Raw genomic sequence first — 12,861 nt, forward strand, 5'->3', positions numbered from 1 at the left:
GGTTTGCCAGATCAGCATGTTGTCTCCTTGATTCGTCGTGCGTGCCCGCGCGTCCAGGAAAGACGGCCGGCAGCGTATTGACGGCCACAGTACGGCGGCCGTCGCTCGGGCGGCACCACCCGAATCAGGTGGGATGCGAGCCGCCGTGAGGGCGGGCTTTCGGGCGTTGGCTGGCGCAGATGAAGGAGCATGCGGCGTCCACCCGAGCGGGGTGGTGTTTGGCTGGGTGCGCGTCCTTATCGTCCATCCATCCGGTATCAGCGATAGGGAGACGCGACGCAGTGTCGAACGAGACTCTTCTGAATGAAGCACTCGCGGGTCCGCGCGAGTCGATGGAATACGACGTGGTGATCGTCGGCGGCGGCCCGGCGGGGCTTTCCGCTGCAATCAGGCTCAAGCAGCGCGCCGTCGAGAAAGGCGTTGAGATCGGCGTCTGCGTGCTCGAAAAGGGTTCGGAGGTCGGCGCGCATATTCTGTCGGGCGCGGTGATGGACCCGCGTGCGCTTTGTGAGCTGATTCCTGATTGGAAAGATAAGGGCGCGCCTTTGAACGTTGAAGTGACTGAGGACCGCTTTTTGTTTCTCTCGCGAACGGGCGCGAAGTCGGTACCGAACTGGGCGCTGCCGGACAACTTCAAGAATCACGGCAACTATGTGATCAGTCTCGCGAACGTTACCCGCTGGCTGGGTCAACAGGCCGAAGCGCTGGGCGTCGAGATTTTTCCGGGTTTTGCTGCCGCTGAAGTGCTGTACAACGATGACGGTTCGGTTAAAGGCGTTGCGACGGGCAATCTCGGCATCGGCAAGGACGGCGAGCCGACCGAAAACTTCCAGCTCGGCATGGAACTGCACGCCAAGTACACGCTGTTCTGCGAAGGCGCGCGCGGACATCTAGGTCGGCAACTGTCGGACAGATTCAAGCTGCGCGATGGCGCCGATCCGCAGGTCTACGGCATCGGCATCAAGGAACTGTGGGAAATCGATCCGGCGAAGCACAAGCCGGGTCTGGTGATCCACACGGCCGGCTGGCCGCTCGATACGCAGACTTACGGCGGCTCGTTCCTGTATCACATCGACAATAACCAGGTGATGGTGGGCTTTGTCGTCGGCCTCGGTTATTCGAATCCGTATCTGTCACCGTTTGAGGAGTTCCAGCGCTACAAGACGCATCCGTCGATTCGTGCATTCCTCGAAGGCGGCAAGCGTGTGTCGTATGGCGCGCGGGCGATCACGGCAGGCGGCCTGCTCTCGCTGCCGAAGCTCGCTTTCCCGGGCGGCGCACTGGTTGGTGACGATGCGGGCTTCCTGAACGCGTCGCGGATCAAGGGTTCGCACGCGGCAATCAAAACAGGCATGCTCGCCGCCGACGCCGCGTTTGACGCCGTGCAGGCAGGCCGCCATAACGACGAACTGACGGCTTATACGGACTCGTTCAAGACTTCGTGGCTGCACACGGAGTTGCATAAAGCACGTAACTTCAAGCAGTGGATGAGCAAGGGCCTGTATCTCGGCACGTTGATGGTCGGCATCGAACAGAAGCTGCTGGGCGGCAACGTGCCGTGGACGCTGCATCACCAGCACTGGGATCACGAGATGCTGATACCGGCGTCGCAGTGCAAGCCGATCGAGTATCCGAAGCCGGATGGCAAGCTCACGTTCGATCGTCTGTCGTCGGTGTTCATCTCGAACACGAACCACGAAGAGAATCAGCCTGCGCATCTGACGCTCAAGGACGCAAGCATCCCCATCACGCTGAATCTGCAAACCTACGCCGGTCCTGAAGCGCGCTTCTGCCCGGCGGGTGTGTACGAGTTCATCAAAACGGAAGAAGGCGAAGACCGTCTGCAGATCAATGCGCAAAACTGCTTGCACTGCAAGACCTGCGATATCAAGGACCCGACACAAAACATCGTGTGGGTGACGCCTGAGGGTGGCGGCGGTCCGAACTATCCGAACTTGTGACGTGCTTCTCGTGGTCCGAAAAGCAAAACGCCGCTCGTTCGAGCGGCGTTTTCACCTAAAGCCTCACTCACTCCGCGTCGTTGGCCGACTCGGTCTTGCGCGGACGGCGGCTGCGCGTCGTCGATTTGCGCGAGGGTTTCTTCTTCGCTGCGGGTGCTTCCGTTGCGGGATGTTCCGCTTCGTGCGCAGGCGCGTGAGCTTCCAATACAGCGGCCTGTTCCGCCACGTGCCGCGTATCCGCAGTCAGCGACGAATCCGTTTCGCCTTCGGCCGCTTCGACGCGTTCCGTCTTCTTCTTCGTTCTCTTTGCAGCCGGCTTGCGCGTGCCGCGTCCCTTGCGGCGCGTCTCGCCCTTGCCGTTGTCCGCGTGACCGGGCGATACGGCAGGCGGCGCATCTTCGAGCGACTGATCAGCGGGCACATCCTCTTCGACGTCAGCCGTGACAGTCGCTTCCTCCAGATCGACGATCTCGGCGGCGGCAGGCATGGCCGCCCATTCGTCGCCTGTCTCGCGCGGGCTTGCGACTTCGGCCGACGCAGCGACACCGGACGATCCGCTGCGATACACGAACGTGCCCGACTTCTCATCGCGGCCCACTTCGAGCAGCCCGCGCGACTGCGCTTCTTCGAGCAGATTGCCGAATGCGCGGAAACCGTAGTACGTCTCGTTGAAATCGGGCTTGCGGCGCTTGATCGCGTTCTTCAGCACCGACGCCCAGATCTTGCCGCTATCGCCACGCTCCGACGCGAGCGCATCGAAGGTCTGCGCGGCGAGTTCGACCGCTTTCGTCTTGCGCGTTTCCAGGTCTTCCTTGCGCTTCTCGCCGTCGGACGCGCGTTTCGTGGCCTGTTGCGCTGCCTGCTGCGCCGCCTTGACGCTGTCGCGCTTCGCAACGGCGCGCTGGCTCTCGCGCACGAGATCGTCGTAGAAAATGAATTCGTCGCAGTTGGCCGTGAGCAGATCGGACGTCGAGCGCTGCACGCCGACGCCGATCACCTGTTTCGCGTTTTCTCGCAGCTTCGACACGAGCGGCGAGAAATCCGAATCGCCGCTGATGATGACAAACGTATTGACGTGCGACTTCGTATAGCAGAGGTCGAGTGCATCGACGACGAGGCGAATGTCTGCCGAATTCTTGCCCGACTGCCGCACGTGTGGAATTTCGATCAGTTCGAAATTCGCTTCGTGCATCGCGGCCTTGAAGCCCTTGTAGCGGTCCCAGTCGCAGTACGCCTTCTTCACGACGATGCTGCCTTTGAGCAGCAGCCGTTCGAGCACGAGCTTGATGTCGAATTTTTCGTATTTCGCGTCGCGCACGCCGAGCGCGACATTTTCGAAATCACAGAACAGCGCCATGCTGACGGTATCCTGGGATGACGCCATATGCTTCTCCAATGAAGTGCAGGCTCGATCGTCTCACACAACGCGGTATCGATCGAGGTTTTGCACGACGATCGGCCTGCAACGCGCTCAGGCGCCGCCGAATGCCCCTGTTTCGGCAACCGCGCTGACGAATTCCTCTGTCGAACGCACGAAGCCCATGCGCGGGAAGATATGCTCGATGGGAAAGGCATGCGTTTCGCCGGACAGGCCCGACATCGCGTCTTCGATGAAGATCAGCTCGTAGCCTTGGTCGAAGGCCGCGCGCGCCGTCGACTCGACGCCGAAGTTGGTCGCGATGCCCGTCAGCGCGATGGTGTTGATGTGACGGCGTCGCAATTGCTGTTCCAGATCGGTGCCGTAAAACGCGCCCCATTGACGCTTCGTCACCACGAGATCGCCGGCCTGCACATTGCACTCAGGCACGAGGTCCGACGCTTGCGGCGGCGGAGCAGGCGCATCGCGCGGACGCAGCGGCGCATCGGCGGGCAACGACAGCAGTTGCGCGACATCGACGCGCACGAACACGACCGTGCCGCCCGCCGCGCGCAGCGCATCGGCGGCGCGCACGGACCGCGCGACGACGTCGGCGGCGGAATGCGGCGCCAGTTGCCGGCCGACATTGCTGTGCTGCAGATCGATCAGCACGATGGCCGTGCTGCGCGGATCGATGGAAAGCGCTTGCGCCATATGTCACCTATATGTGAGGATGTCCTCATGTCATGATAAGCGATAAACATGAGTCTCGCCTCAGATAATCCAAAAGTGCGGCGCATTCCCCAGCAGGAGCGCGCGGCTAAGCGCGTCGATGCGCTGCTCGACGCCGCAGGTGACGTGATCGCGGAACGCGGTTTCGACGCCGCGACGATGACGGCGATCGCCGAACGCGCGGGCGCGTCGATTGGTGCCGTCTATCAATACTTTCCGAACAAGGATGCGCTTGTTTTCGCGCTGCGCACGCGCTACGGCGACGAAATGGACGCGCAATGGAGCGCGCTGGGCGAAGCGGCGCACGAATGGAGCGTCGATGAGCTGGTCGAGCGGCTCTTCGCGCTGATGATCGACTTCATCGGTGCGCGGCCCGCGTATCTGCCGCTGCTGTCGGTGACGCTGAATTTCCGGCGCGACGCGGCGGCGCGCAACCGCTTGCGCGGTCGGTTCGCCGAGCTGTTTCAGCGCTACAGCCCGGCGTTATCGGACGACGACGCGTTTCGCGTCGCCGAGGTCGCGCTGCAGGTCGTGAAAAGCCTGAATCCGCTGTACGCGGCCGCGAAGCCGAAAGATCGCAAGGCGCTGGTCGACGAGTACAGGCTGGTCGTTTCGTCGTATCTCGCCGCGCGCCTGCGTTGAGCGCGAGAAGAGAACGCTACATCGCGCTGTGCGCCGCTTCGGCAGCAGGCACGCGCGTCGTCAACACGTCATCGACGAGGCCATAGGCTCTCGCCGCATCCGCTGACATGAAGTTGTCACGATCCGTGTCCTTCTCGATCTGCGCGATGCTCTGGCCCGTTCTTTCCGCGAGCACGCTGTTCAGGCGCTCGCGCAGATACAGCACTTCCTTCGCCTGGATCTCGACGTCCGACGCCGTGCCCTGGCCGCCGCCCGAGGGCTGATGGATCATGATGCGCGCGTTCGGCAACGCAAAGCGCTTGCCGGGCGCGCCCGCCGCGAGCAGGAAGGTGCCCATGCTGGCCGCGAAGCCGGTGCAGAGTGTCGATACGTCGGGCTTGATGAACTGCATCGTGTCGAAAATCGCGAGGCCGTCGTAGACCGAGCCGCCCGGCGAGTTGATGTAAAAAGAAATATCCTTGTCAGGGTTCTCCGATTCGAGAAACAGCAACTGCGCGACGATCAGGCTCGCGGATTGGTCGTTGACGGGACCGACCAGAAACACGATCCGCTCGCGCAGCAGGCGCGAATAGATGTCGTAGGCGCGCTCGCCGCGGCCCGATTGCTCGATGACGGTCGGCACGAAATTGAAGCCGGACGCGGCGGGTGAAGTGAAATGTCGATGCATGCGTTCCTCGCTGATTGACTGAAAGACCCGTGAAAGGCCCGCACAAGGCGGGTTTCAGTCGCATGACGCGAACGCGCGGCACGGCGTGACAAAAGAATTTTTGCGTCGACGTGTCACATCACGGGCGGCTGGCCCGTCAACCTGGAGACAACGCCACAGGAGCGGCTCGCATGGAAATGAACAGAGAGAAGTCGGCGGATTTCGAGGCGGCGCGCGCGAGGCTCTTCGCGCTCGCGTACCGGATGCTCGGCAGCCGCGCGGAAGCGGAAGACATCGTGCAGGACGCGTGGCTCAAATGGCATGCCGCCGACGCGAGCGAACTGCGATCGTCGGCCGCATGGCTCACGACGATCACGACACACCTCGCGATCGACCGGCTGCGTCATCTGCAGATCGAACGCACGACGCGGTCGGGCGGCTGGATGCCGGAACCGTGGATCGAGAGTCTCGCGCCATCGGCGGAAGACCTCGCGTTGCAGGCCGTGCAGATGTCGTATGGCGTGATGCTGCTGCTCGAACGGCTGAAGCCCGAGGAGCGCGCTGCATTCGTGCTGCATGAAGCATTCGAGTGCGACTACGCAGAGATTGCGAAGATTCTCGCGAAGACGCCCGCGAATTGCCGGCAGATGGTGCATCGCGCGCGGGCGCGTTTGCAGCGCGAAGGCGTGCCGGCGAAGCGCGCCGATCCCGCCGCGCACGCACGCATTGTCGAGCGCTTGCGGGCGGCGATGGAAGCGCAGGATCGCGCGGGACTCGTGCGGCTCTTCTGCGAGGTGCCGAGCGTGATGAGCGACGCGCCCGAAACGGTCGATGCCGTCGCGACGGCCGAACAGGCGGCGACCGCGCTGTCGATGCGCAGCCGTGGCGACCAGATGGAGACGGTGACGATGAACGGCATGCGTGCCGTGGCATTGATGCGCGACGGCGAAATCGACGCGCTGCTCGACATTTCGATTGGCGAGGACGAGCGCATCGTCGCGTTGCGGATCGTGACTGGCGCGCTGCGGCTGGCGAGCGCAACGCGCGTGTTCGGGCGCGCGGCCGTCCTGCAACTGCTGCGGCCCGTGAGCAGTCAGGCCGCATCAATTACGATGCGCGGCCACTTCCCAGTTGATATCGACGCATAGCACCTGCATCCCGCGCGCGGTTTCCGCCGCGATCGACGCCGTCACGCACAGGTGCGCCTCGTTGATCGACAGATAGGGCGGCGTCAGATGCACCTGCCCGGGCGCGCGCACGGCCTGGATGAAATACGGACGACGTTCCCAGCTCGCGCCTTCCGAATGCAACAGCGGCCGGAAGCGCTTCGCGCGCTGCGACGCACGGCCTTGCGGCAGGACGTTGTCGCCGATCTGACGGCCCGAGCCGTCGAGCAGGAAGCAGCGCGCCGTTTCGCGCAGTTCGAGCAGCGGCGCGGTCGCCTCGGCCATCGGCTGGCCTTCGACGAGCTGCGCGCTCGCGGCTTCCAGCGCCGTCACGAACGGCGCGAGCCGTTCGGACTGCGCGCGCTCGCGTGCGGCCACGCGTTCGCGCAGCGCCGCCGACAGCCTGTCCATCAGACTCACCGTCGCCTGACGCGCGACGGGCTCGACGCTCGGCGCGGCGAAGAAGGTGCCCTGTACGAAATCGACATTGCATTCGAGCGCGATCAGCGCGTCGCGCTCGGTCGTGAGGCCGCCCATCAGCACCAGTTGCCCCGATTCATGCAGCATCGACACGATGCCCGGAAGCACGCGCTCGATATGCGAATGCTCGCTGGCCTGCGCGAGGATGCAGCGGTCGAGCGTGACGATGTCGGGCCGCAGATTCCACACGCGGTCGATGTTCGAATGCTTCGCGCCGAAGCCGTCTAGCGCGATCAGGAAGCCGGACTTGCGTAGCGCGTCGATGATTTCAGCGAAGCGCGTCGTTTCGCCGCCCGCCTGCTCGGACACTTCGAGCACCACGCGCTGCGGCGGCAGACCGAGCGACTTGAGGCCCGCGAGCAGCGCGTCGCCGTAGCTCGTGTCCATCAGCGCGGCGGGATGCAGGCTCAGGAAGAGCCATTCGTCGTGACTGTCGAACGCGTTGAAGTTGCCCAGATGCAGCGATTCGGCGAGCCGTCCGAGTTCCAGCAGATCGCCGCGCCGCGCGGCCTGGGTGAAGACTTCGGCCGACGGCACCTGCTTTTCGTTCTCGTCGTGTGCGCGCAGCGACGCGTGATAGCCGATCGCGCGACGGTGCGACACCGAGAAAACCGGCTGGAATACGCTGAAAACCGTGTAGCCGCCATACCGGACGGTGCGGCGGGAGCCTTCGTCGCCCGCTACGGGGCGCGGAGGCTGGAAGCCGGGAGGATCGAGTTCGATCATGCTCATCGTTTCGGTCATCGGTTGAGATGTGAGGCGGGTCGCGCGAAACGCGCGAAAGATTCAAGTTTACAGGATAGGGCAGCAAGAAACATGCGCATGGCCATGCGCTGCGGCTTGAGTGCCGCGCCACGCGGATTGCGCTGTGTTTTGCGCCGTTCCCTCCGCTGTTGCGTCGATTTTGCGCCGGGACGGCCGGTGCTGTCATGCGCGCAGTGAGCGAAGCGCACATCGATGGTGCGGCGCGCGCCCCGTTAAGGTTCCGTCCATGCCGCACGGCGAGCGCGGAATGTCACGTGCGTCAGGTGCGTTCCTGCGGATCGGCGCGCCTCACGGGCTGCCGGATATCGGCCGACAGCTGCGCGAAGATCCACGACGTCGCCGCCGTGATCAGGCCGACACACAGGAAAGTCGCGTGAAAGGCGGGCAGCGAGTTGGCCGCCGTGACGCGCGGCATGAGGCCGGTGAATGTGGTCAGCAACGCGCCCGCGACGGTGACGCCGAGGCTCATCGCGAGCATCTGCACGAGCGAGAACAGGCTGTTGCCGCTGCTCGCGCCGCCCGTGCCGAGGTCTTTCAGCGTCAGCGTGTTCATCGCGGTGAACTGCATCGAGTTGACGCCGCCGAAGATGGCGAGCTGCACGAGGCGCAGCCACAGCGGCTGATGCTCGCTCGTCAACGAGAAGCTCGCCATCGCAAGGCCGACCAGCACCGTGTTCGACACGAGCACGCGCCGGTAGCCGTATTTCATGATGAGCCGCGTGACGAGGCGCTTCGACGACATGCCCGCCGCGGCGACGGGCAGCATCATCAGGCCGGCTTCGAACGCGCTGTAGCCAAGGCTCACCTGTAGCAGCAGCGGAATCAGATACGGCATCGCGCCGCTGCCGATCCGCGCGAACAGGTTGCCAAGCAGGCCGACGCTGAACGTGTGGATCTTGAACAGATCGAGCGAGAAGATCGGGTTGGCCGCGCGCGTCGCATGCAAACCGTAGGCAACGAAACAGCCTAGTGAAAGGATCAGCAGCATCAGCATGGTCGCGTGCTGGATCGAGAATTCGGTTTGTCCGTCGAGCGCCATCGAAATCGACACCATGCCGACAATCAGCAGCACATAGCCTTTGATATCGAACTTCGCGGTATCGGGGTTGCGGCTGTCGGGCATGAAGATGAACGTCGCAATCACGCCGGCGATGCCGACGGGCACGTTGATCAGAAAGATCCAGTGCCACGATGCGATCTTGACGAGCCAGCCGCCGAGCGTCGGGCCGATTAGCGGACCGATCAGCCCTGGAATTGCAACAAACGACAGCGCGGGCAAATAGCGTTCGGCGGGAAACACGCGCAGCACGGCAAGGCGGCCTACGGGCAGCAGCATTGCGCCGCCCACGCCCTGCAGCACGCGATAAGCGACCAGCTGCGTGAGCGTTTGCGCATTCGCGCACAGCAGCGAGCCGATCGTGAAGACAAGGATCGCGCTCATGAACACGCGCCGCGTGCCGAGCTTGTCGGCGAGCCAGCCTGATACCGGGATCATCACGGCCATCGTCAGCGAGTACGCGATCACGACTGATTGCATGCGCAACGGCAATTCGCCGAGGCTTTTTGCCATCGCGGGAAGCGCGGTGTTGACGATCGTCGAATCGAGCGTCTGCATGAAGAAGCCCGTCGCGACGATCCACAGCATCACGGTCAACGAGCGGGCAGTAGGCGCGGTGTTCGCGGTGCGGTTGCTCGCGGCGGGCGATGCGGATTCGGTCGATTCGGACATGAAGGCAGGGCGGCTGGGCGGGGAGCCCACATTCTAAGGAAAAAGCGTGACGGACGGCACCGCCGCCGGCATGGGCAGCGATCGTCGCGCCCGACGTCTACGCTAAGGCTTCAACTGCACCGCCGCCTCAAAAAACGCCCGTGCGCGCGGATCGTTCGCAAACGCAGCGTTGACGCGTATCCACGGGCTCGGCTCCGCATTCGGCCGGAAGTAGCTGCCGGGCGCCACCGTCACGCCGAGCGGCACGCCGCATTCGACGAGCCGCTCCGCATCCTCGACATGCGGCACGCGCGCCCACACGAACTTGCCGCCCAGCGGATTCTCGAACACCTGCCAGCCGCTCATTTCGAGCGTTTGCACGGTCGCGCCGAGCGCATCGCGCATGCGCCGCCGCAATCTTTCGAGATGCTTGCGATACATCCCGCGTTCGAGCAACGCGACGGTCACGGCTTCCGCAAAGCGCGAACCGCCGATGCTCGTCAGCATCTTGATGTCGGCGAGATCCTTGATGGTCGCGTGGTCCGCGATCACATAGCCGATGCGCAGCGACGACGACAAGGTCTTCGACAGCCCGCCGATGTAGATCACGTGTTCGAGCTGATCGAGCGTGGCGAGGCGGTCGGTGGGTTCGGTCTGGAAGTCGGCGTAGATATCGTCTTCGATGATCTTGAAGTTGTGTTCGCGCGCGAGTTGCAGCAGGCGGAACGCGATGGGCGGCGCGATCGTCGTGCCTGTCGGGTTGTGAAACACCGAGTTGATGAAGAAGAGCTTCGGCCGATGCTGCTGCAACTGCGCTTGCATCGCGTCGAGATCGGGGCCCGTGCGCGTGCGCGGAATGCCGACGAGGTGTACGCCATGCAGCTTCAGCAGGCCGTTGAAGTTGTAGTAGCCCGGGTCCTCGACGAAGATCGTGTCGCCGGGTTTGAGCAGGTAGCGCATCAGCAGGTCCATCGCCTGGCTCGCGCCGAACGTGATCAGGATCTGCGACGCCTCCGCTTCGATCCCGAGCTGCTCGATGCGTCCTTGCAGAAGTTCGCGCAGGGTCGCGTTGCCGAGCGGCGTCGCGTAATCGATCATGCTCGCGCCGTCGGTGCGCGACACGTGGCGGATCGCCTGCGCGAGGCTGTCCATGTCGCGCCATGCCTCGGGAATGAAGCCGCTGCCGAGCTTCAGCGATTCGCCGGGATGATTGAACTGTTGCAGGATATGGGTCGATTCGTCTTCGGCGCGGCGCGGGTCGGACGCACCCTGACAACTCATCGCGGCGCGGTGCCGTTCGGCCACGTAAAAGCCGGAGCCCGGCCGCGAATCGAGATAACCGAGCGACACGAGCCGGTCGTAAGCCTCGATCACGGGGAAGCGGCTGATGTCGTTGTCAGTGGCGAACTGGCGGATCGACGGCAGCTTCGCGCCGGGATGCGCGGTGCGCGAGCGTATCCAGTCCTGTACGCCGCTGACGATCTGCTCGGTGAGCGGCACGCCGTTTTCGCGGTTCAGTTCAATGTCGAGCTTCATGGCTTGCCTTCCTCAGCGCCTTCTTCGCGCTTCTTTCGAGCGCTTCGCCAGCCGTCCGTCACGGTCTGTCATGGTCGAAGCGCCGACAACTGTCAGGTTTTCTGGCTGTACAGTTCTTTTGAAACTGTTCAGCACTGTGCATGTGACAGTCATCATCGCACGACAATAATGGATGCAAGCGAAAAAGCATTTCAAGGAGCACAGCGATGCGTGAAATCCGTACTTTCGAACTCGATCACAGCGAGCCGGCAAGCGCCTGGCGGGCTGCGCAGCCGCTTGCCGTGAACGTGCTGGCGGGCGAACTCTGGCTGACCGTTGAGGGCGACGCCGAGGATTACTGGCTCGCAGCGGGCGAGTCGTTCGAACTGAAGCGCGGCGCCGTCGCGTGGCTGAGCGCGGGGCGGGACGGCGTGCGGCTCTCGCTGACGGTGACTGGCGGCGTGGGCGACACAGTGAAAGTCGAGCGGCGGCGCGCGCCGCGCTGGACGTGGATGCCGCGCTGGCTGCTCACGGCCTGAAGCGCGGGTCTTTGAATCAGTCCGCTTCGTACGCGCCGATGTACCTGGCGCGCGGACGGATCAGGCGGCCGTCGCTGGTCTGTTCCATCGCGTGCGCGATCCAGCCCGTCACGCGGCCTACCGCGAAGAGCGTGAAAGCCGCCCCGGCCGGCAGGCCGAGCACCCGTTCGATGGCCGCGAGCGCGTAGTCGACGGTCGGCTCGGCGCCTGTCGTGTCACGCACGACGCGCGCGAGCCGCTGCACGTCGGCGAACGGCGAGCGGGCAGGCGCGCATTCATCGAGTAGTTCCAGCAGCAGACGGGCACGCGGATCGCCGTCCGGATACAGCGGATGTCCGAACCCGGAGATCACGGGCCCCGGCGCGCTTTGCTCGTGCTGCGCGAGCCGTGTGGCCAGATAGCGGTCGAGATCGGCGGCGCGCGCCGCTTCGTCGAACAACGCGGCGACACGCGCAGTTTCTCCGCCGTGCCTCGGTCCCGACAACGCAGCAAGCCCGCCCACCACGGCGCCGAACAGATGCGTACCCGTCGACGTGATACACCGCACCGTGAATGTCGACGCATTCAGCTCGTGATCCGCGCACGCGACGAGCGCGGCACGCAGCAGATTGATCTGCGCTCGGCTGCGCACGCCCCACGCGCTGGCAAGCTGCCTATGCAGCGGTTCGTTCGACGGTGCCGCCGAAATCATCGCACCCGCCATCAGCCGGATCAGCGCGCAGGCATTGTCGAGCTGCGCGTCGCGGCCGAGCGCCCAGACACGCGGCATCTGCGCGGCGGCGGCAGGCAACAGCACGAGTGCGCGATCGAGCGGGGCGCTGTCACTCCATAGCTTGAGCCAAGCCGACCATTGCGCGGCGCCAAGCGGCGCGGCGGGTGCATCGGCGATGCGCCGCGCGCTGCATTCCCACAGCAAGGCCGCCACTTCCTCCAATGTCCCCGTGCGCGCGAGTTCGATCGCATCGCGGCCGCGATACAGCAGCTTGCCGTCCGCGATCAGCGTGATCGACGATTCGAGCACGGGCACACCCCAATCCAGCACCTTTTGCGCGACTTTGCCCGCGCGCTTGCCATCTTCCTTGCGGCGCGCGAGGCGGCGTACTTCGTCCGCGTCGTAGCGCCGACGCTTGGTGTTCGCGTCCGGCGCCGAGCTCAGCATGCCGCGGCTCACGTAGGCGTAGAGCGTCGTGACGCTGATGCCGAGCATCGCGGCGGCTTCGTCGGCGGACAGATAGCGTGGGGCGGACATCGCGTTGGACATATCGGCGCGGGAAAGCCAAAGAAATGAATATATATTGATTATATGAATCAAGATTGATCATGGCGAGGCGTAAAACTAGACTGGGTCAC

At 64.1% G+C, this 12,861-nt stretch carries 11 protein-coding genes; 4 read left to right on the plus strand and 7 right to left on the minus strand.

What is annotated here, in order from left to right:
- Positions 1-332 precede the first annotated feature (332 nt).
- On the plus strand, positions 333-1,961 hold the full coding sequence (locus C2L65_RS02825) for an electron transfer flavoprotein-ubiquinone oxidoreductase (RefSeq protein ID WP_427910153.1): 1,629 nt from the start codon (positions 333-335) through the stop codon (positions 1,959-1,961).
- 67 nt (positions 1,962-2,028) lie between these two features.
- On the opposite strand, the gene C2L65_RS02830 is transcribed toward C2L65_RS02825, so the two are convergent.
- Both C2L65_RS02830 and C2L65_RS02835 read right to left on the minus strand, forming a co-directional pair.
- Complete coding sequence (locus C2L65_RS02830; protein ID WP_042316469.1) at positions 2,029-3,345, minus strand: NYN domain-containing protein; 1,317 nt, start codon at positions 3,343-3,345, stop codon at positions 2,029-2,031.
- 87 nt (positions 3,346-3,432) lie between these two features.
- Complete coding sequence (locus C2L65_RS02835) at positions 3,433-4,032, minus strand: isochorismatase family protein (RefSeq protein ID WP_042316465.1); 600 nt, start codon at positions 4,030-4,032, stop codon at positions 3,433-3,435.
- A 48-nt stretch (positions 4,033-4,080) separates the two neighbouring features.
- Between C2L65_RS02835 and C2L65_RS02840 the strand changes: the two genes are divergently transcribed.
- Positions 4,081-4,692 (plus strand): TetR/AcrR family transcriptional regulator, encoded by a 612-nt coding sequence (locus C2L65_RS02840; RefSeq protein WP_042316463.1) that lies wholly within the window; start codon positions 4,081-4,083, stop codon positions 4,690-4,692.
- A 16-nt stretch (positions 4,693-4,708) separates the two neighbouring features.
- On the opposite strand, the gene clpP is transcribed toward C2L65_RS02840, so the two are convergent.
- Positions 4,709-5,359 (minus strand): ATP-dependent Clp endopeptidase proteolytic subunit ClpP, encoded by a 651-nt coding sequence (clpP, locus tag C2L65_RS02845; RefSeq protein ID WP_042316461.1) that lies wholly within the window; start codon positions 5,357-5,359, stop codon positions 4,709-4,711.
- Between the two features lie 170 nt (positions 5,360-5,529).
- Here clpP and C2L65_RS02850 point away from each other — a divergent pair, with 170 nt between their 5' ends.
- Positions 5,530-6,486, plus strand: a complete 957-nt coding sequence (locus C2L65_RS02850; RefSeq protein WP_042316458.1) for a sigma-70 family RNA polymerase sigma factor — start codon at positions 5,530-5,532, stop codon at positions 6,484-6,486.
- Here the strand turns inward: C2L65_RS02850 and C2L65_RS02855 are convergent.
- From C2L65_RS02855 to C2L65_RS02865, 3 genes are all read right to left on the minus strand, one after another.
- Entirely contained in the window at positions 6,442-7,716 is a 1,275-nt protein-coding gene (locus C2L65_RS02855) for an EAL domain-containing protein (RefSeq protein ID WP_042316475.1), read from the minus strand. The genes C2L65_RS02850 and C2L65_RS02855 overlap by 45 nt on opposite strands.
- Before the next feature lie 292 nt (positions 7,717-8,008).
- Positions 8,009-9,478: a multidrug transporter subunit MdtD gene (gene mdtD / locus C2L65_RS02860; protein WP_042316451.1), complete on the minus strand. Its 1,470-nt coding sequence runs from the start codon at positions 9,476-9,478 to the stop codon at positions 8,009-8,011.
- Positions 9,479-9,580: 102 nt separating this feature from the next.
- Positions 9,581-10,993 carry an aminotransferase-like domain-containing protein gene (locus C2L65_RS02865; protein ID WP_042316449.1) on the minus strand — a complete coding sequence of 471 codons (1,413 nt, stop codon included), beginning with the start codon at positions 10,991-10,993 and terminating at the stop codon, positions 9,581-9,583.
- Between the two features lie 206 nt (positions 10,994-11,199).
- Between C2L65_RS02865 and C2L65_RS02870 the strand changes: the two genes are divergently transcribed.
- Positions 11,200-11,511, plus strand: coding sequence for a DUF2917 domain-containing protein (locus C2L65_RS02870; protein ID WP_042316448.1), 312 nt, complete (start codon positions 11,200-11,202; stop codon positions 11,509-11,511).
- Positions 11,512-11,527: 16 nt separating this feature from the next.
- Here the strand turns inward: C2L65_RS02870 and C2L65_RS02875 are convergent, their stop codons facing one another.
- A complete protein-coding gene (locus C2L65_RS02875) occupies positions 11,528-12,772 on the minus strand; it encodes a citrate synthase family protein (protein ID WP_042316446.1) in 1,245 nt (414 codons plus the stop codon).
- Positions 12,773-12,861: the final 89 nt, after the last annotated feature.

Source organism: Paraburkholderia terrae (assembly GCF_002902925.1).
In the GTDB taxonomy this organism is placed as follows: domain Bacteria; phylum Pseudomonadota; class Gammaproteobacteria; order Burkholderiales; family Burkholderiaceae; genus Paraburkholderia; species Paraburkholderia terrae.

What these genes read in the sequence shown, in the direction of transcription:
- C2L65_RS02850 (WP_042316458.1), top strand. Translation starts at nt 5,530, where the DNA reads ATGGAAATGAACAGAGAGAAGTCGGCGGATTTCGAGGCGGCGCGCGCG.
- C2L65_RS02875 (WP_042316446.1), bottom strand. Translation starts at nt 12,772, where the DNA reads ATGTCCAACGCGATGTCCGCCCCACGCTATCTGTCCGCCGACGAAGCC.
- mdtD (WP_042316451.1), bottom strand. Translation starts at nt 9,478, where the DNA reads ATGTCCGAATCGACCGAATCCGCATCGCCCGCCGCGAGCAACCGCACC.
- C2L65_RS02835 (WP_042316465.1), bottom strand. Translation starts at nt 4,032, where the DNA reads ATGGCGCAAGCGCTTTCCATCGATCCGCGCAGCACGGCCATCGTGCTG.
- C2L65_RS02865 (WP_042316449.1), bottom strand. Translation starts at nt 10,993, where the DNA reads ATGAAGCTCGACATTGAACTGAACCGCGAAAACGGCGTGCCGCTCACC.
- C2L65_RS02855 (WP_042316475.1), bottom strand. Translation starts at nt 7,716, where the DNA reads ATGAGCATGATCGAACTCGATCCTCCCGGCTTCCAGCCTCCGCGCCCC.
- clpP (WP_042316461.1), bottom strand. Translation starts at nt 5,359, where the DNA reads ATGCATCGACATTTCACTTCACCCGCCGCGTCCGGCTTCAATTTCGTG.
- C2L65_RS02825 (WP_427910153.1), top strand. Translation starts at nt 333, where the DNA reads ATGGAATACGACGTGGTGATCGTCGGCGGCGGCCCGGCGGGGCTTTCC.
- C2L65_RS02840 (WP_042316463.1), top strand. Translation starts at nt 4,081, where the DNA reads ATGAGTCTCGCCTCAGATAATCCAAAAGTGCGGCGCATTCCCCAGCAG.
- C2L65_RS02870 (WP_042316448.1), top strand. Translation starts at nt 11,200, where the DNA reads ATGCGTGAAATCCGTACTTTCGAACTCGATCACAGCGAGCCGGCAAGC.
- C2L65_RS02830 (WP_042316469.1), bottom strand. Translation starts at nt 3,345, where the DNA reads ATGGCGTCATCCCAGGATACCGTCAGCATGGCGCTGTTCTGTGATTTC.